The organism is Streptomyces sp. NPDC090088, assembly GCF_044747345.1.
In the GTDB taxonomy this organism is placed as follows: Bacteria; Actinomycetota; Actinomycetes; order Streptomycetales; family Streptomycetaceae; genus Streptomyces.
Genome location: NZ_JBIVDZ010000014.1, coordinates 281,246 through 299,417, shown reverse-complemented (window position 1 = coordinate 299,417; position 18,172 = coordinate 281,246). Strand labels below are relative to the sequence as shown.

Sequence of the window (18,172 nt, the reverse complement as noted above, 5' to 3'; positions counted from 1 at the left end):
TGGGTCCCCTCCGCTACGGCAACAACCCCGTCCGACGAGCCGCCGACACCGCCTCCCCCCGGGTGTGCGCGCCCAGCTTCCGCATCGCCGAGCGCAGATAGCCCTTGACCGTCTCGGGCCGCAGCCCCAGCCGTTCGGCCACCGCCGCGTTGGTCGCACCGGCCGCCACCCACGCCAGCACATCCAGTTCCCGGGGCGCCAGTGCCGCCTCGGCCACCGGTGCCGGAGCGGTCAGCAGCCCGCAGGCGGCGAGCAGTTCGGCGCGCAGCCCGGGGTCACCGATCCGCGGCGCCAGCGCCCGCAGCGCCGCGTGCGCCTCCCGCACCTGCTCCCAGGCCGCCCCCGGATCCGGTACGACGGCCGGTTCCGGCCGGGCCGCCGACAGCAGCCCCCTGGCCTCGTCCTGCACGACCAGCGCCTGCTCCACGTCCCGGGCCGCCGCCACCGCCGCGTCCAGCGTGCGGTCGCCCAGCGGCTGGGCGGAGCGCAGCGCGCCGTAGAGCACGCCCCGCACCCGGCGTCGTACCACCACGGGCACCGCGAGCACCGAGCGGATGCCCTCGGCGGCCACCGGGATGTCGTACTCGTGGCTGATCTGCCGGGAGACGGAGTAGTCGGTGACCGCGCACGGGCGGGCCAGCGCGACCGCCTTGCCGCCCAGGCCGTTCCCGGAGGTGACCGCGAGGGAGCGCAGGGCCGCCGTGTTGGTGCCGGTCAGTTCGCTGATCCGCACCCGGGTCCGGCCCGCCTCGACCAGCCCGCCGAAGGCGATCGGGAGCCCGGTGGCGCGCCGGAGTCTGGCCAGCGCACCGCGTATCTCCACCGCCCCCGCGACCTCTGCTGCCACCTGTCCTGCCCCTTCGACCCCGGCCTGTGCTGTCCACACCCCCGTTCGGGGGTAGTGAGACCTGCATCACGGATTACACGATGCCAGAGAGCCGCCCGGCAATGGTCCGGTACTGAAGGAGACGCGTATGACGAGTGCGACGGAGGAGTTCTGCAGGGCCCGGGACTTCCTGCTGGAACACCGTGCCGACTATGCCACCGCGTACGAGGGTTTCGTCTGGCCGCGTCCCGGCCACTTCAACTGGGCGCTGGACTGGTTCGACGTCATCGCCGAGGGCAACGACCGCACCGCCCTGCACATCGTGGAGGAGGACGGCACCGAGACGAAGCTGTCCTTCGCCGAGCTCTCGGAGCGCTCCGACCGGGTCGCCAACCACTTGCGCGCGCGGGGCGTCGAGCCCGAGGACCGGATCCTGGTCATGCTCGGCAACCAGGCCGAGCTGTGGGAGACCGCGCTGGCCGCGATGAAGCTCCGCGCGGTGGTCATCCCGGCGACCCCGCTGCTCGGCCCCGCCGACCTGCGGGACCGCGTCGACCGGGGCCGGGTGAAGCACGTGATCGTACGGGCCGAGGACGCGTCCAAGTTCGCCGGGGTGCCGGGGCCGTACACCCGGATCACGGTGGGCGGCCTCCCGGTGGAGGGCTGGCAGCCGTACGAGGACGCGTACACCGCCCCGGCCGGCTTCGTGCCCGACGGGCCCACCCTGGCCGACGACCCGCTGATGCTCTACTTCACCTCGGGCACCACCGCCCACCCCAAGCTCGTCGAGCACACCCACACCTCGTACCCGATCGGGCATCTGGCCACCCTGTACTGGATCGGCCTGAAGCCGGGCGACGTGCACCTGAACATCTCCTCGCCGGGCTGGGCCAAGCACGCCTGGTCGAACCTGTTCGCGCCGTGGAACGCGGAGGCGACGGTCTTCATCCACAACTACGGCCGGTTCGACGCGGGCCGGCTGATGGCCGAGATGGACCGGCACGGGGTGACCTCCTTCTGCGCCCCGCCGACGGTGTGGCGGATGCTGATCCAGGCCGATCTCACCCAGCTGCGGACCCCGCCGCGCGAGGTGGTGGCGGCCGGGGAGCCGCTGAACCCCGAGGTGATCGAGCAGGTCCGGCGGGCCTGGGGGGTGACCATCCGGGACGGGTTCGGGCAGACGGAGACGGCGGTGCAGGTCTCCAACAGCCCCGGGCAGCCGCTGAAGACGGGGTCGATGGGCCGTCCGAGCCCGGGCTACCGGGTGGAGCTGCTGGACCCGGTGTCGGGTGCGCCGGGGGCGGCGGAGGGCGAGATCGCCCTGGACCTGTCGGCGCGGCCGGTGGGCCTGATGACCGGCTACCACGGCGACGCGGACCGTACGGCGGAGGCGATGGCCGGCGGCTACTACCGCACCGGTGACATCGGGGCACGGGACGAGGACGGCTACATCACGTACGTGGGCCGCGCCGACGACGTGTTCAAGGCCTCCGACTACAAGATCAGCCCGTTCGAGCTGGAGAGCGCGCTGCTGGAGCACGAGGCGGTGGCCGAGGCGGCCGTCGTCCCGGCGCCGGACGAACTGCGCCTCGCCGTCCCGAAGGCGTACATCGTGCTGGCGGCGGGCTGGGAGCCGGGACCGGACACCGCGAAGGTGCTCTTCGAGCACTCCCGGCAGGTCCTCGCGCCCTACAAGCGCGTCCGGCGGCTGGAGTTCGCCCCGCTGCCGAAGACCGTGTCCGGCAAGATCCGGCGGATCGAGCTGCGCGAGGCCACGGCCGCGGGCTCGGCCCACGAGTACCGCGAGGAGGACTTCCGATGAGCCCCGAACCGTCCGAGTCGTCGTACACGCACGGCACGAGTGCCACCGCCCTGCTCGGCGACACGATCGGCGCCAACCTGGACCGGGCCGTCGCCGCCTGGCCCGACCGCGAGGCCCTGGTCGACGTACCCACGGGACGGCGCTGGACCTACGCCCGGTTCGGCGCCGACGTGGACCGGCTGGCGCGGGCCCTGCTCGCGAGCGGGGTCGCCAAGGGCGACCGGGTGGGCATCTGGGCGGTGAACTGCGCCGAGTGGGTGCTGGTGCAGTACGCCACCGCCCGGATCGGCGCGATCATGGTCAACATCAACCCGGCCTACCGGACCCACGAGGTCGAGTACGTCCTCGAACAGGCGGGTGTCTCGTTCCTCTTCGCCTCGCTCCGGCACAAGAGCAGCGACTACCGGGCGATGGTGGAGGAAGTCCGGGGCGGCTGCCCGGAGTTGCGCGAGGTCGTGTACATCGGTGACCCCGGCTGGGAGTCGCTCCTTGAGCGGGCCGCCGCCGAGGTGTCGTACGAGCCGCTGTCCTGCGACGACCCCATCAACATCCAGTACACCTCGGGGACCACCGGCTTCCCGAAGGGGGCCACGCTCTCCCACCACAACATCCTCAACAACGGTTACTTCGTCGGGGAGTCGATCTCCTACACGGAGCAGGACCGGATCTGCATCCCGGTGCCCTTCTACCACTGTTTCGGCATGGTCATGGGAAACCTGGCGGCCACGTCGCACGGCGCCTGCATGGTCATCCCGGCTCCGTCCTTCGACCCGAAGGCCACCCTGGAGGCCGTCCAGCAGGAGCGCTGCACCTCGCTCTACGGCGTCCCGACCATGTTCATCGCGGAGCTGAACCTCGCCGGCTTCGCGTCGTACGACCTCTCGTCGCTGCGCACCGGCATCATGGCGGGCTCGCCCTGCCCGGTCGAGGTGATGAAGCGGGTGGTCGCCGAGATGCACATGGCGGAGGTCTCCATCTGCTACGGCATGACGGAGACCAGCCCGGTCTCCCTCCAGACCCGGATCGACGACGACCTGGAGCACCGCACCGGCACGGTCGGCCGGGTGCTGCCGCACCTGGAGGTCAAGGTCGTCGACCCGTCCACCGGGGTCACGCAACCGCGCGGTACGGCAGGCGAGTTGTGCACCCGCGGCTACAGCGTGATGCTCGGCTACTGGAACGAGCCCGAGAAGACCGCGGAGGCCGTCGACCCCGGCCGCTGGATGCACACCGGCGACCTGGCGCTGATGCGCGAGGACGGGTACGTCGAGATCGTCGGCCGGATCAAGGACATGATCATCCGGGGTGGCGAGAACATCTACCCCCGCGAGATCGAGGAGTTCCTCTACGCCCACCCCAAGATCCGTGACGTCCAGGTCGTCGGCGTCCCGCACGAGCGGTACGGCGAGGAGGTCCTCGCCTGCGTCATCCCGCTCGACCCCGCCGACCCGCTCACCCTGGAGGAACTCCGGGCGTTCTGCGAGGGCCGACTCGCCCACTACAAGGTCCCGAGCCGCATCCAGATCCTGGAGGACTTCCCGATGACGGTGTCGGGGAAGGTACGCAAGATCGAACTGAGGGAGCTTTACAGCGCCCCGTAGGGCACAGTGCCCCGTCAGGGGCGCGGGGCTGTATTCAATGTGCGGCTACCGCCGCGTGGGCGCGCTCAGCCCCCACCGCCCCGCAGCCTCTCACGCGCCCCTGGCCCCCAACTCATCGGCAACCCCGTTCACCGGCTGCGGCGTCCCCGTGAGGTCCAGCACGAACAGCGGCACCCCCAGCGCGTCCGCCCCCTCACGCGCGTCCTCGGCGTACCCCGCGAGGGAGAAGTAGACGCACCCGGAGTCCTCCGTCATCGCCGTCAGCCACAGGCACTCCACGTCCCGCCGCGAGGCCGGCCGCACGGTCGGGTCCACGTGGGCGACCAGCCCGCGCGCGGCCAGCCCGATGCCGGACGGCGGCCGCTGGTCGGCGCGGCGGATGTCCCGGTAGCCCAGCCAGCGCAGATAGAGCGCGGCCGCGGTGACCGCGTCCCGGGCGGTGCGGATCGTCACGGGATGGAACGCGGGCCGCGGCTCGGGAGCCGGCGCCGGCGCGGACGCGGTGCCGGCGACCGGGACCCGCAGCACCGCCCCGCACGGGCAGCCCAGCTCCGGCCGCGGCCACTGGTCCCGGCGGCCGCAGGAGTCACAGCTCACCGTCACCCAGTCCTCGTCCCAGGCGCGGTGCGCCACCGGCGTCGGCTCGGCCGTGCCGTCGAGGCACGGGGTCACCGGGGCGCCACAGGCGCAGGGGTACGAGGGCGCGGTGTAGACGTGCTCGCGCCGACAGGCCGGACAGCGCACCGGCACGCTCTCGGACATGGCCACCTCGGGCGTCGCGTCGGTTCAGCCGTCCCATGGTGCTCCTGTCGGGGCCCGGTTGTCCGTCCCTTGACGACGTTCGCCCCCACACCTACATTGATTTCAGATAGTAGAAGTTAGTTTCCGCAATGCGGAATTCATGCGGAAAGAATGCGAAGTGATGCTCACCGCGGGGCGCGACGGGAGCAGGCATCCGACAGCCGAAAGCAGGAGTTCTCGATGGCTCGTATGACCGCTGCCCGCGCGGCAGTTGAGATCCTCAAGCGCGAGGGCGTCACCGACGCGTTCGGTGTGCCCGGCGCGGCGATCAACCCCTTCTACGCGGCGCTCAAGGCCTCCGGCGGCATCCACCACACCCTCGCCCGCCATGTGGAGGGCGCCTCGCACATGGCGGAGGGCTACACCCGTACGCATCCGGGCAACATCGGCGTCTGCGTCGGCACCTCGGGCCCGGCCGGCACCGACATGATCACCGGCCTGTACTCGGCGACCGGTGACTCCATCCCGATCCTCTGCATCACCGGCCAGGCGCCGACCGCGGTGATCCACAAGGAGGACTTCCAGGCCGTCGACATCGCCTCGATCGCCAAGCCGGTGACGAAGATGGCGGTCACCGTGCTGGAGGCGGCCCAGGTCCCGGGCGTCTTCCAGCAGGCCTTCCATCTGATGCGGTCCGGTCGTCCGGGCCCGGTCCTGATCGACCTGCCGATCGACGTGCAGCTCACCGAGATCGAGTTCGACCCGGAGACGTACGCGCCGCTGCCCGTCTACAAGCCGGCCGCGACCCGCGCCCAGATCGAGAAGGCGATCGGGATGCTGAACGCGTCCGAGCGCCCGCTGATCGTCGCGGGCGGCGGTGTCATCAACGCGGACGCCGCCGAACTCCTCGTCGAGTTCGCCGAGTTGACCGGCATTCCGGTCGTCCCGACCCTGATGGGCTGGGGCGTCCTCCCCGACGACCATGAGCTGAACGCCGGCATGGTGGGCCTGCAGACCTCGCACCGCTACGGCAACGCGACCTTCCTGGAGTCCGACTTCGTCCTCGGCATCGGCAACCGCTGGGCCAACCGCCACACCGGCCGGCTGGACGTCTACACGGCGGGCCGGACGTTCGTCCACGTGGACATCGAGCCCACCCAGATCGGCAAGATCTTCGCCCCGGACTACGGCATCGCCTCGGACGCGAAGGCGGCCCTGGAGCTCTTCGTCGAGGTGGCGCTGGAGTTGAAGGCGTCGAGCGGCCTCCCCGACCGCTCGCGGTGGGCGGCCGCCGCGCAGGAGAAGAAGGCGACCCTGCAACGGCGTACGCACTTCGACGACGTCCCGATCAAGCCGCAGCGCGTCTACGAGGAGATGAACAAGGCCTTCGGCCCGGAGACCCGGTACGTCTCCACGATCGGCCTCTCGCAGATCGCCGGCGCCCAGATGCTGCACGTCTTCAGGCCGCGGCACTGGATCAACTGCGGTCAGGCGGGCCCCCTCGGCTGGACCGTTCCGGCCGCGCTGGGCGTGGCGAAGGCCGACCCGGAGGCGTCCGTGGTCGCGCTCTCCGGCGACTACGACTTCCAGTTCATGCTGGAGGAGCTGGCGGTCGGCGCGCAGCACAAGATCCCGTACGTGCATGTGCTGGTCAACAACGCCTACCTGGGCCTGATCCGGCAGGCGCAGCGGGCCTTCGACATCGACTTCCAGGTCAAGCTGGAGTTCGAGAACATCAACTCGCCCGAGCTGGGCGTCTACGGCGTCGACCACGTCAAGGTCGCCGAGGGGCTGGGCTGCAAGGCGATCCGGGTGACCGACCCGGCGGAGCTGGGCGCGGCCTTCGAGGAGGCCAAGAAGCTGGCCGCGGAGCACCAGGTGCCGGTCGTCGTGGAGGCGATCCTGGAGCGGGTCACCAACATCTCCATGTCGACCACCAACGACATCTCCGCCGTCGTGGAGTTCGAGGAGATCGCGACCGAGCCGGGGCACGCCCCGACCTCGATCAGGACACTGAAGGTCTGAGCCGGCGCGCGCGGGAGCGGGCGGTCCGTCCGGGGGGACGGGCCGCCCGCCGCGCGTTGTCGATGACACGGTGCCCGCCGCCCCCGTGCCGGCGGGCACCGTGTGCCGTGAATATGCCCCCTGACTGGGGCGGTTGAAGCATCCTGAACAACGTTCAGAGCATTTCTTGAGGATTCGCCACCCCCTTCACCCCGGTTCATCAGCTTTCGGGATGCTCGGTCAGGCCCGGCCAGTCGTCCGGGCCGCCGCCCTGCCACTCGATGAGGTCGCTCTCCTCGACCTCGATCCGGTCCAGATCGGCCATCCGCAGGATCTCGACCACGTCGTCCAGATGCGAGGCGATCCCCAGCGTCACGTCCCCCTCGGTGACCCGTCGGGAGCCGTCCAGGGCGGGAGCGTGCACGACGATGTGCGGGAACTCGGTCGGTGGGTGCGTCATGGGTCAAGGCTCCTGCGGGCCGCCTCCGCGCGCACCCCGGAACGGTGGAGCGCATCCGACATCACAGGCGTAAGCGCTTTCTCTCGCGCGAAGAAGGATGTCCCGTCCGGCATCGGGTGTTAATGACTTCATCTGCGTTTGTGAACTCGTATGTGATCTTCGAGAAGCAACCTCCTCTGACTAGCGGAAACGGAATTCCAAACATCGTCTGAGTCATTGCGCGTTCACTGTGAGGTCATGCAAGATCTACTCGTTCGCAGCTCCCCGGAGAGAGGACATGCGTGTCGAGCGTTGCTTCGTCACATACGCAAAAAGACTTATCCGTCGCAGAAAGCGTTCTCAGTACCCTGCTGGCAAGGGGGTACTCACACTTCACCGGCGTCCCGTGCTCACTGCTGAAGGGCCTGTTCCGTCTGCTGGAGGCCCCCGACGGCCCGGCCGGCTATCTCCCGGCGCCGCGCGAGGACAGTGCCCTGGGAGTCGCCTCCGGTCTCGCCGTGGCCGGAGCCCGCCCGGTGGTGCTCATGCAGAACTCCGGCCTCGGCTACTGCCTGAACGTCCTCACCTCGTTCAACCTCATCTACGGGGTCCATCTGCCCCTCGTCGTCAGCTGGCGCGGACACGACGCGAACGACGCCGTCGAACACGACGTCATCGGACGTGAACTCACCCGGCTGCTAGACGTCTTCGGCCTGCCCTGGACGGTGCTCGACCACGACCGTCCGGTCGATTCCGTCGAGGAGTTCCTCAAGCTGCACGACTCGGGCCGCAGCACCTCGGTGCTCATCGTCCGGGAGGGGATCTGACCGGTGCTGGACATCCGTGACGCCCTGACCGCGCTGCTGGAGCGCGAGCCGTCCGCCCTGACGGTGACCACGTGCGGCTACATCACGCGCGACGTGTACAACATCGCCGACCGCGACAACCACTTCTATCTGGTCGGCTCCATGGGCATGGCCGCCCCGATCGGGCTCGGCATCGCCCTGGCCCACCCCGACCGCCGGGTGCTCGTACTGGACGGCGACGGCTCCTACGCCATGAACCCCGGCTGTCTGCCGATGATCGCCGAACACCGCCCGGACCTTGTGCACGTGGTCCTCGACAACGGCGCCCACGAGAGCACCGGCGGCCAGCGCACCGTCTCCCTCGGCGACCCCGCCGCCATGGCACTCGCGGCCGGGTACGCCGCCGCGCACACCGTCGACGACCTCGGCCAACTGGACGCCCTGGACCTGTCGGTGACACCTGCGCTGGTGCGGATCCGCTGTCTTCCCCGAACCCACCCGGCCGGCAGACGCGTGGAGTGGACACCTCAGCAACTGGTGTCCAGATTCCGCGCGCGGCTCGCGACCACATCACCGGCGTAAGGGAGGAGCAGCATGAAACCCGTTCTGCTGGACTGCACCCTGCGCGACGGCGGGAACCAGAACGACTGGCAGTTCACCGCCACCGACGTGCGCACCATCGTCAGCACCCTGGACGCGGCCCGCGTCGACGTCATCGAGGTCGGTTACCGCGGTGGCTCCGGAAGCCGCAAGAGCGCCACGGCCGGTCCGTCCGCGCACTGCACTCCCGAGTACCTGGCCGCACTGCCGGATGTCTCGCACGCCGAGCTGGCCGTGATGGTCGTCCCCACCGTGTGTCCCCTGGACGCGCTGGACGACCTGCCCGACAGCCCGGTGTCCATGGTCCGTATCGCCGCCTACCCGTGGAACATCGACGGGGTCGCCCCGTACGTCCGCCGGGTCCGCGAACTGGGCCTCAAACCGGGCGTCAACCTGATGGCCGTCAGCTACACCACCCCGGAGCAGCTGGCCGCGATCGCCGAGACCGTGGCCGCCGAGCCGCCGGACGTCTTCTACGTCGCCGACTCCTTCGGCGCGCTCACGCCGGACGACGTACGGCAACGGATCGGGCTGCTCGCCGAGCGGCTGCCCACCCCCCTCGGCATCCACGCCCACAACAACCTCGGCCTGGCCGCCGCCAACGCGCTCGCCGGCCTCGACGCCGGCGTCCGCTGGCTCGACGCCTCGCTGTGCGCGATGGCCCGGGGCGCGGGCAACCTCGCCACCGAGCAGGCGGCGGCCTTCCTCACGGCCTGGCCCAGATACCGCACCCACAGCGATCTGCCCACCGTGTGCGCGGCGGCCGAGTACGTGGCGGAGCAGGTGCTGCCCCGCCCCATGACAGTGCGCCGCGCGGAGATCGCGGCCGGCATCAACGACCACCACTTCTACTACCAGGAACGCATCGACAAGACCGCCGCCCGGTTCGGGGTCGACCCGTGGGAGGCCGGCCGCCGGATCGGCGCGGCCCGTCCGCGCAAGGTCGTCGACGAGACGGTCGAGCAGGTGTGCAGGGAACTGGCGGCGACGGAAGGGACGAAGGAATGACGGACAACGGGGGAACCGGGACCGGCGCGGCGGGCGGAGAGCCCGCGGCCACCGCGGCCGGGCGGCTGCGCGCGGCGCTCCGCGCGCCTCGGCTGGCACGCGCCATGGGCGCCCACAACCCGCTCAGCGCACGCCTCGCCGAGGAGGCCGGATTCGACGTCGTCTGGTCCAGCGGCCTGGAGATATCCGCCGCGGCCGGCGTCCCGGACGCCAACATCCTCGCCATGCCCGAGTGCCTCGACGCGGCCGCCGGGCTGGCCGCAGCCGTCCGGACACCGGTCCTCGCGGACTGCGACTCCGGTTTCGGGAACGTCAACAACGTCATCCACATGGTCCGCTCCTACGAGGCCCGCGGAATCGCCGGCGTGTGCATCGAGGACAAGCGGTTCCCCAAGCTCAACAGCTTCATCGAGGGAAACCAGGATCTCGCGCCGCTGGACGACTTCGCCGGCAAGATCCGGGCCGCCGCGGAGACCCGCGAGGACATGGTCGTGGTGGCCCGCCTGGAGGCGCTGATCTCCGGGCAGGGCATGGACGAGGCGCTGCGCCGGGCCGAGGTGTACGAGCGGGCGGGAGCGGACGCCCTGCTCATCCACTCCAAGCGCAAGGACCCCGAGGAGGTCTTCGCGTTCCGCGCGGCCTACCGCGGAGACCTGCCGGTGATCGTCGTACCGACGACGTACAACCAGGTCACCGTGGCGGAGCTGGAACAGCGCGGGTTCGCCATGGCGATCTACGCCAACCAGGCGCTGCGCAGCTCGATCCGCGCCATGCGGGACGTCCTCACCCGCATCATGCGGGACGGCACCACCCGGCATGTGGAGGCCGAACTCGCCCCGCTCAAGGAGATCTTCGACCTCCAGCGGATGCCCCAGATGCTGGAGCAGCAGGATCGCTACGAGTCCCTCGGACGTGAACTCGCGGAGGCCGCACAGTGACCACCCCGCCCGCCGCCACCCTGCGGCTGGACTTCCACGGCACCGCGCTCGACCTGGACGTCGAGGACGGCGCCGGCGTCGAGGAGGCGCTGCGTTTCCTCGCCACGCATCTGACCGCCGAGGAGGCCGGCCCCCGGGACGCGGACCGGGTGCCCGTCGCCACGCTGCGGATCCACGCGCCGGACGGCGCGGAGAACCTCGCCCCGCCGGCCGACGCGGCGCCGGAGGACATCTACGTCCGCAAGAGCGCCAGCCCGTTCTTCACCGTTCCGGCCCGCAGGGCCACGGCAGGCGGCCGCGAGTACTTGGAGTGCACCAAGACCGGCAGCCGCTTCGTCTTCGACCGCGCCGACCGGGTGATCGACGTACGGCTCGGCCCGGGCGGCCACATGGACCTCGTCGAGCTGGTGCGCGACCTGGTGCTGAAGCATCAGGAGAACACCGGGTCCGTCGTGCTGCACGCCACCGCCGCCTACAAGGACGGCACGGCGGTGCTGGTCACCGGGGCGAAGGGGGCCGGCAAGAGCACCGTGCTGCTGGAACTGGTCGAGCACTTCGGCTATCAGGTGCTCAGCGGCGACAAGACCGTGCTCCACGAACTGTCCGACGGCTCGGTGGTCGCGGCCGGCTGGCCCGACTATCCGCACCTCGGCTACGGCACGATCGCCAAGTACCCGGGGCTCCGGGAGATCGCCGGGATCGGGGAGGACTACGAACCGGCCGAGGGCCACGCGTTCTCGCCGGTGGGGAAGTTCGCGGTGGACCCGCTGCCCTTCCGCGACCGTTTCCCGAGCGCCCCCGTCGGGGTGCGGGTCCCGGTCTCGGCGATCCTGCACCCGGCGATCGGACCCGGCGACCACACGGTCGTGGCACGCGTGGCCGGCGAGCCGGCCGAGCACGCCGCCGACCTGGACGCCAACGTGGAATCGGCGTTCGACGGCGCCCACGCGGGCTGGCACGGCTTCCTGGACGACGGCCGCGCCGCCCACGCCGAGCGCCGCGCCCGGATCACGGCGGTCCTGTCCGGCGTGCCGGCCTGGAAGCTGACCGGACCGGGCGACCTCACGGCGGAGAACACACCGGCCGAGGTCGGCGGGAAGGCGGACCGGTGATCGAGCTGGCGGTGGAGAGCACCGGCCTCAACTCCCACTACGACCTCACCGACCGGATCGCCGCGGTCCTCGCCGAGCACGGCGCCGGCGACGGCCTCGCCGGGGTGTTCGCGCACGGCAGCACCGTCGGGCTCACGGTCATGCGGTACGAGCCGGGCGCGGTGCAGGACCTGCTGCGCACCCTGGAGCGGATGGCACCGGAGTCGCCCGCGGCGGGTGGCGGGCGGTATCTGCACGAACTGACCACGGCCGACCCGAACGGCTTCTCCCACCTGAAGTCGTCGCTGCTCGGCACCAGCCTGCTGGTGCCCTTCCGGGACGGGAAGGCGGGCATGTCGGCGAGTCACCGCGTCGTGCTCTTCGACTTCGACCTGAAGCCCGCCGTCCGCCGGGTCTTCGTCGACCCGCCCCGTGCCGCGGCCCCGCTCCAGCAACCCGAACCCGCCACCACCCGAGTGAAGGAGAACAGCCGGTGAAGCTGCGGCTGGCCACCCCCGGACCCACCGAGGTTCCCCAGCGCCTGCTGCTGGCCGGCGCCCGGGAGATCATCCACCATCGCTCCACCGAGATGGAGCAGTTGATCCACGAGGTCAACTCGGGCCTGCCCCCGCTGTTCGGCACGGCCTCGCCGGTGTACACCATCGCCTCCTCCGGCACCGGCGCGATGGAGGCCGCGGTCGCCAACTGCTTCTCGCCGGGCGACGAGGTGCTGGTCGTCTCGAACGGCTACTTCGGCGAGCGCTTCCAGGCGATCAGCCGTGCCTACGGCCTCGTCGTGCACGTCGTGGAGAGCGACTGGGGCACCAGCGCCGACCCCGAGCGGGTCGCCGCGGCCCACCGTGAACACCCTGACGTCCGGGGCGTCCTGGTCGTCTACAGCGAGACGTCGACCGGGGCCCTGAACGACGTGGAGGCGATCGGCCGGATCTTCCGGGACACCGATGTCGTCGTGGTCGTCGACGCCATCAGCGGACTGCTCGTGCACCCGCTGGAGATGGACGCCTGGGACCTGGACGTGGTGCTCGCCGCCTCGCACAAGGGGTTCATGCTGCCGCCCGGGCTGGCCTTCGTGGCCCTGTCCGACAAGGCGTGGACCGCGGTGGAGCGGTCCACGGGCCCGAACTACTACTGGTCGTTCGAGCGGCTGCGGCACTTCTACCCGATGTCGTCCTCGTCGCCGGCCGTGTCCCTGCTGCTCGCTCTGCACGAGTCGCTGAAGATGCTCGGCGAGGAGGGCATGGACGCCTTCCGCGCCCGGCACGCCACCCTGGGCACAGCCGCCGAACGGGCCCTGCTCACCCTGGGGTTCAGCACCTTCGTCCAGCCTCCGCACCGGCGGAGCCATGTCATCACCTCGGCGCTGGCTCCCGAAGGCATCGACACCGGGCGGCTGTTGAAGACGTTGTCCGCGAGCTACGGCGTCACCATGACCGGCGGCCAGGCGCACCTCAAGGGCAAGCTGATCCGGGTCGGCCATGTCGGCGCGGCCGACGCCCTGGACCTGAGCGCCGTCATCGGCGCCCTGGAGATGGCCCTGCTCGACCTGGGGCACTCCTTCACGCCGGGCTCCGGCGTCGGTGAGATCGTCCGGACGTTCCACGAGGGAGGCCGCTGATGCTCGTCCTGTTCCAGCGCGAGACCTGCCCGGACTGCAAGCCGGTGCGTGAACTGCTCACCAGGCTCCAGGTCTCGTATCTCAACGTCAACGTGCCCAAGCCGCGCGAGGAGCGGCACGAGCTGATCCGGACCACGGGCAGCAAGTTCATCCCGGCCTTGGTGGACGGCGCAACGATCATCCCGGGCAGGCTCCGGGAGAACGCGGACGTCATCGCGTACCTGAAGGAGCGCTTCGGCGATCCCGACGCCGTGGCACCCGAGGCCGAGCCGCAGCCCGCCGGGGAGTCCACTGCATGACCGCAGGGTTCCAGGTGCCCGCGACACCGCGTCTCGCGGTGCTCGCGGGCACCCCCCAACTGGTGCGCGCGTCCCGCGCGCTGGGCATCGACACCGTCTTCGTGCACGACTGTGCCGAGCCCCGGCCGGCCGTGGCCGCGGAGGCCGGCACGGCGCTCGCCGCCGACCTCGCCGACACCGATGCGCTGGCGGCGGCCCTGGCGCCGCTGCACGCGGACCGCCCCTTGCACCGGGTGCTGTCCCTCACCGAACACGGCCTGCTGCCCGCGGCCGCCGTCGCCGAACGGCTCGGCATCCCCGGCAACTCGCTGCACACGGTGCGTCTGCTCCAGGACAAGCGCCGGATGCGGCAGCGGCTCGACGCCCGGGGGATCACCCCGGTACGGACGGCGTCGCCGGCCGACGCCGGTGATCTCGCCGCGTTCTGCCGGACGACCGGCGGACCGGTCATCCTGAAACCGGCCGCCGGCACGGCCAGCCAGGCGGTCTTCCGCGTCGACGGGCCGGACGACGCAGGAGCCGTCTGGCGGGCGTTCGAGGCGGCGGGCGGGGTGGCGCCGATCGCCGAGGAGTACCTGGACGGGCCCGAGATCAGCGTGGAGAGCTTCTCCCACGAGGGCAGGCACATCGTGCTCGCGCTGACCGACAAGCTGGTCGGACCCTCGTTCGTGGAGCTGGGGCACACGCTGCCGAGCACTCTGCCCGCCGCCGTACGGCGGGAGGTCACCACGCTCGTCGAGGCCTTTCTGGACGCCGTCGGCCTGACGGAGGGACCCGCCCACACCGAGATCAAGGTCACCGCGCGCGGTCCGCGCGTCCTGGAGTCGCACAACCGCATCGGCGGTGACAAGATCCGCGAACTGCTGCGCCTGGCCCTGGGCCTGGACATGGTGAGCCTGACCGCGGGCTGTCCGCTCGGGTTGCTGCCGCCGCCCACGCCGACGGCCGAGGCGGCCCGGGCGGCGGCTGTCAGGTTTCTCACCCCGCCTCCCGGCGTCGTGCGCGGTGTCTCCGTGCCCGACACACAGGGGTCGAACGCCGTGATCCAGCTGGACGTCGGGGTGGGCGACCGGGTCGGGCCGGTGCGCCGTTCCCAGGACCGCGCCGGATACGTCCTCACCGACGGGGCGAACCCGGCCGGTGCGGCACGGGCCTGCGAGGAACTGGCCCGCCGGGTGCTGATCGACATGGGTGAGTGAGCCGCAGTGCGTATCGCCGTCGTCACCGACGTCCACGGGCAGACCGCACGGCTCGCCGGCGTACTGGAGCGGATCCGTGAGCAGGAGGTGGACCAGGTCGTCTGCCTCGGCGACGTGTTCGAGTGCCGGATCGGGAAGAGAGAGGCGGCCGGGTACGTGTTCGGGCGGGTCGAGGACGTCTTCGACCCGGACTCGGAGCTGGCCCGGCTCCTGGAGGGCGTGGTGGTCGTGCGCGGCAACCAGGAGGAGCGGATCCGCTCCCTCGTGCCGGAGCGGCGGCTGCCCCGCTGGACCCTGCCCCTGCTCGACGCGCCGCTCGAACACGACACGGGCTTCGCCCGGTACTGCCACGGCCACCCACTGCACTGGCGCGAACTGGAGCCCGGACGCTGGAGTCCCCTCGACGCGGACTTCCCCGGACGCGCCCTGATCCACGGTCACCACCACCGCAGTGCGCTGTACCGGCTGCGCCCGGCCGGCGACGGCCGGGCCGAGGCCGAACGCGTCCCGGTGCGGTTCGGCGAGCCCGTCCCGCTCGCGCCGGACGGCCGCTACGTCGTCAACGTGGGCTCCGTCACCCGCTGTTCGCCGGACCGCGGACCCTCACCCGCCTGGGCCGTCGTCGACGAGACCGCGGCCACCCTCACCTACCACCACTCACAGGAGACGACGTGACCCGGCAGGTGCTCCTGCTCAACTCCGACAAACCCGAGGTCAACGACATCCTGGCGCGCCGCCCCGACGTGCGGGTCCGGGTGATCACCCGCAAGGTGTACGCCGACCTCTACCACGGCCTCGACGTCGCCTACGTCGACGGCTTCGACGACCTCACCCAGGTCGAGCGGGCCGCCTACGAACTCACCGCCGGCGGACCCGTGGACCATGTGATCGCCGCCACCGAGAAGAGCGTGGTTCCGGCGGGTCTGGTGCGGAGCCTGCTCGGAGTACCGGGACTCGGCTTCGACCAGTCCCTGTGGGCCGCCCACAAGCGCGCCATGAAGGACCGGCTGCGCGATGCGGGGCTGCCGGTGACACCGCACGCCCAGGCGGCCTCGCTCGACGAGGTGGAGCGGGCGGCCGGGGCGACCGGCTGGCCCGTCGTCGTCAAACCGGTGTTCGGGGCCGCGGCGAAGGCCACGTACCGCGTCGAGTCACCCGCCGACCTCGCCGCCCGGCACCGGGCGGGCGAGTTCGCCGATCTCGCGGCCCGGCGCCTTCCGGTCCAGGTCGAACGCCTGGTGCGGTTCTCCGACGAGTACCACTGCGACGGCGTCGTCCACCGCGGCGAGGTGGCCCGGGCGGCGGTCTCCCGCTACCTCGTCTCTCCGATGCGCATCCCGAAGGACCTCAACAGCGGCTGCCTGATCGACCAGTCCACCCCGTTCGCCCGAGCGGTCCTGGACCTGCACCGCCGGGTGGTCGCCGTCCTCGGCCTGACCGCGGGCGTCACCCATCTGGAGGTCTTCCGCACCGACGACGGACCGGTGATCGGCGAAGTGGCCGTACGGCCCGGCGGCCTCGGCATATCCCGCAGCTGGTGGCATGCCTTCGGGGTGGACCTGTGGGAGGAGTTCGTCCGGGTCTCCCTCGACGAGGATCCGACCCGGCCGGACCGCCCCGCGCGCGAGGAGATCGTGGGCCGCACCCAACTGCCGGTGTTCCCGGGCCTGCGCGAGCGGGCCGCCGCGCTCCCCGGAGTGATCGAGGTCCGTACGCCCGAGGAGAGCGGCACCGGCTACCTGGAGGCGCACTACACGGCCCCCGACGAGACGGCCGCAGCGGAACTGAACACCCGGCTGCAGGCGCTGGCGGTGCCCGGCGCATGACCCGGCTCGAAGCGCGGCGCCGTCGCAGGACACCGGCGGCGCTGCTGCCACCGCCCGGCGAGCCCCGGCTGCTTGCCCTGTCCTGGCTGGTCAAGACCATCGGCAGCGGCCTCTACCTGACCACCAGCACACTGTTCTTCACCCGCGTCGTCGGACTGCCCGTGGGCCGCGTCGCCACCGGGCTCTCCGTCGCCGGGATCGTGGCCCTGGCCGGCGCCGTGCCCCTGGGCAGGCTGGCGGACCGCTACGGGCCCCGGCGCACCTACACGGCGCTGCTCGGCGTCCAGTTCGCCACCATGGCCGGGCTGGCCTTCGTGCGGACCTTCTCGGCGTTCCTGGCCCTGATCCTCGTCTTCCTCCTCGCCGAGCAGGGCAGCTCCGCCGCGCGCGGAGCGCTGGTCGCCACGGTCGGGGAGGGCGCGGAACGCGTACGGATCCGGGCCTGTCTGCGCGTGGTGACCAACGTCGGCGTCACGATCGGCGCGGCCGCGTCGGCCCTGGTCATCCAGGCCGACAGCCCGGCCGGCTACCGGGTCCTGCTGTGGGCGACGGCGCTGACCTACCCGGGGGCGGCGCTGCCGCTGCGCCGTCTGAAGGCGACCGCGGCCGTCGAGCGAGGGGAGAAGGGCACCGAGCGGACCGGCTCCGGCTGGGCCGTCCTGCGCGACGGGCGCTACGCCGCCGTCACGGCGATCTGCGGCGTGCTCTCCCTGCAGGCGCAGGTGCTGTCCTTCGCTGTGCCGCTGTGGGTGCTGCGGCACACCGAGGCCCCCCGGGCGCTGGTGTCCGGGATCGTCGCGGTCAACACGGTGATGGTGATCTGCCTCCAGATCCGCTTCAGCCGCGGCGCCGAGGACGACGAGCGTGCCGCCCGGCTGTGCCGCCGGTCGGGGATCGCGCTGCTCGCCGCCTGCGCGCTGATCTCCCTCACCGTCGGCCTGGGCGGCTGGTCCGCGACCGCGCTGCTGCTTCTGTTCGCCGCCGCCCTCACCCTCGGTGAACTCTGGCTGTCCGCCGGTTCGTTCGGGCTGAGCTTCTCGCTCGCACCGGCCGGTCTGCACGGCCAGTACCAGGGCTTCTTCTCCCTGGGCCGCGGAGCCGCCACGGCGCTCGCCCCCGGACTGCTCGCCTTCCTGTGCCTGGGCGCCCATACGACGACGGGCTGGCTCGCGCTCGGAGCGCTGTTCGCGGCGGCGGGGACGGTGGCACCCTGGGCGATACGGCGGCGCGAGCCCGCGTGACGACGGCGGCGCGGTGCGCCCCGGGTGGTACGCGCGCCGAAGTGCCGGATGCGGGTGGTGTCCGCGTCCGGCGCGCGTGATCTGGCCGTCCGACG

The 18,172-nt window shown here is 71.5% G+C and carries 18 protein-coding genes; 15 read left to right on the top strand and 3 right to left on the bottom strand.

Features of this window, described 5'->3' with window-relative positions; all coding sequences use genetic code 11:
• Positions 1 to 13: 13 nt before the first annotated feature.
• Positions 14 to 847, bottom strand: a complete 834-nt coding sequence (locus ACIPSJ_RS49280) for a helix-turn-helix transcriptional regulator (protein ID WP_365684586.1) — start codon at positions 845 to 847, stop codon at positions 14 to 16.
• Positions 848 to 974: 127 nt separating this feature from the next.
• Here ACIPSJ_RS49280 and ACIPSJ_RS49275 point away from each other — a divergent pair, with 127 nt between their 5' ends.
• Complete coding sequence (locus ACIPSJ_RS49275) at positions 975 to 2,648, top strand: AMP-binding protein (protein WP_401356426.1); 1,674 nt, start codon at positions 975 to 977, stop codon at positions 2,646 to 2,648.
• Positions 2,645 to 4,249, top strand: coding sequence for an AMP-binding protein (locus ACIPSJ_RS49270; protein ID WP_401356424.1), 1,605 nt, complete (start codon positions 2,645 to 2,647; stop codon positions 4,247 to 4,249). Before ACIPSJ_RS49275 ends, ACIPSJ_RS49270 begins: the two co-directional genes overlap by 4 nt.
• 90 nt (positions 4,250 to 4,339) lie before the next feature.
• Here the strand turns inward: ACIPSJ_RS49270 and ACIPSJ_RS49265 are convergent, their stop codons facing one another.
• Entirely contained in the window at positions 4,340 to 5,011 is a 672-nt protein-coding gene (locus ACIPSJ_RS49265; RefSeq protein WP_401356423.1) for a hypothetical protein, read from the bottom strand.
• 219 nt (positions 5,012 to 5,230) lie between these two features.
• Here ACIPSJ_RS49265 and gcl point away from each other — a divergent pair, with 219 nt between their 5' ends.
• On the top strand, positions 5,231 to 7,015 hold the full coding sequence (gene gcl / locus ACIPSJ_RS49260; RefSeq protein WP_401356421.1) for a glyoxylate carboligase: 1,785 nt from the start codon (positions 5,231 to 5,233) through the stop codon (positions 7,013 to 7,015).
• Positions 7,016 to 7,214: 199 nt separating this feature from the next.
• Here gcl and ACIPSJ_RS49255 read toward each other — a convergent pair whose 3' ends face one another.
• Positions 7,215 to 7,454 carry a hypothetical protein gene (locus ACIPSJ_RS49255; RefSeq protein WP_365684596.1) on the bottom strand — a complete coding sequence of 80 codons (240 nt, stop codon included), beginning with the start codon at positions 7,452 to 7,454 and terminating at the stop codon, positions 7,215 to 7,217.
• A 281-nt stretch (positions 7,455 to 7,735) separates the two neighbouring features.
• Between ACIPSJ_RS49255 and ACIPSJ_RS49250 the strand changes: the two genes are divergently transcribed.
• The 12 genes from ACIPSJ_RS49250 to ACIPSJ_RS49195 are packed head-to-tail and all read left to right on the top strand — an operon-like array spanning position 7,736 to position 18,077.
• Complete coding sequence (locus tag ACIPSJ_RS49250; RefSeq protein ID WP_401356419.1) at positions 7,736 to 8,260, top strand: thiamine pyrophosphate-binding protein; 525 nt, start codon at positions 7,736 to 7,738, stop codon at positions 8,258 to 8,260.
• Positions 8,261 to 8,263: 3 nt separating this feature from the next.
• Complete coding sequence (locus tag ACIPSJ_RS49245) at positions 8,264 to 8,821, top strand: thiamine pyrophosphate-dependent enzyme (protein ID WP_401356417.1); 558 nt, start codon at positions 8,264 to 8,266, stop codon at positions 8,819 to 8,821.
• A 12-nt stretch (positions 8,822 to 8,833) separates the two neighbouring features.
• Complete coding sequence (locus ACIPSJ_RS49240) at positions 8,834 to 9,847, top strand: hypothetical protein (RefSeq protein ID WP_401356415.1); 1,014 nt, start codon at positions 8,834 to 8,836, stop codon at positions 9,845 to 9,847.
• A complete protein-coding gene (locus tag ACIPSJ_RS49235; protein WP_365684604.1) occupies positions 9,844 to 10,785 on the top strand; it encodes an isocitrate lyase/phosphoenolpyruvate mutase family protein in 942 nt (313 codons plus the stop codon). Before ACIPSJ_RS49240 ends, ACIPSJ_RS49235 begins: the two co-directional genes overlap by 4 nt.
• A complete protein-coding gene (locus ACIPSJ_RS49230) occupies positions 10,782 to 11,897 on the top strand; it encodes a hypothetical protein (protein WP_401356412.1) in 1,116 nt (371 codons plus the stop codon). The genes ACIPSJ_RS49235 and ACIPSJ_RS49230 overlap by 4 nt, the downstream gene beginning before the upstream one ends.
• The gene (locus ACIPSJ_RS49225; RefSeq protein ID WP_401356410.1) at positions 11,894 to 12,373 is read left to right on the top strand and encodes a YjbQ family protein; all 480 of its coding nucleotides are present in this window, start codon (positions 11,894 to 11,896) and stop codon (positions 12,371 to 12,373) included. The genes ACIPSJ_RS49230 and ACIPSJ_RS49225 overlap by 4 nt, the downstream gene beginning before the upstream one ends.
• Positions 12,370 to 13,512 carry a pyridoxal-phosphate-dependent aminotransferase family protein gene (locus ACIPSJ_RS49220; protein WP_401356408.1) on the top strand — a complete coding sequence of 381 codons (1,143 nt, stop codon included), beginning with the start codon at positions 12,370 to 12,372 and terminating at the stop codon, positions 13,510 to 13,512. The genes ACIPSJ_RS49225 and ACIPSJ_RS49220 overlap by 4 nt, the downstream gene beginning before the upstream one ends.
• A complete protein-coding gene (locus tag ACIPSJ_RS49215; RefSeq protein WP_401356406.1) occupies positions 13,512 to 13,811 on the top strand; it encodes a glutaredoxin domain-containing protein in 300 nt (99 codons plus the stop codon). Before ACIPSJ_RS49220 ends, ACIPSJ_RS49215 begins: the two co-directional genes overlap by 1 nt.
• A complete protein-coding gene (locus ACIPSJ_RS49210) occupies positions 13,808 to 15,010 on the top strand; it encodes an ATP-grasp domain-containing protein (protein WP_401356404.1) in 1,203 nt (400 codons plus the stop codon). The genes ACIPSJ_RS49215 and ACIPSJ_RS49210 overlap by 4 nt, the downstream gene beginning before the upstream one ends.
• Positions 15,011 to 15,016: 6 nt before the next feature.
• Positions 15,017 to 15,685, top strand: a complete 669-nt coding sequence (locus ACIPSJ_RS49205) for a metallophosphoesterase family protein (RefSeq protein WP_401356401.1) — start codon at positions 15,017 to 15,019, stop codon at positions 15,683 to 15,685.
• Positions 15,682 to 16,836, top strand: a complete 1,155-nt coding sequence (locus ACIPSJ_RS49200; protein ID WP_401356398.1) for an acetyl-CoA carboxylase biotin carboxylase subunit family protein — start codon at positions 15,682 to 15,684, stop codon at positions 16,834 to 16,836. The genes ACIPSJ_RS49205 and ACIPSJ_RS49200 overlap by 4 nt, the downstream gene beginning before the upstream one ends.
• Positions 16,833 to 18,077 carry an MFS transporter gene (locus tag ACIPSJ_RS49195; RefSeq protein ID WP_401356396.1) on the top strand — a complete coding sequence of 415 codons (1,245 nt, stop codon included), beginning with the start codon at positions 16,833 to 16,835 and terminating at the stop codon, positions 18,075 to 18,077. The genes ACIPSJ_RS49200 and ACIPSJ_RS49195 overlap by 4 nt, the downstream gene beginning before the upstream one ends.
• Positions 18,078 to 18,172: the final 95 nt, after the last annotated feature.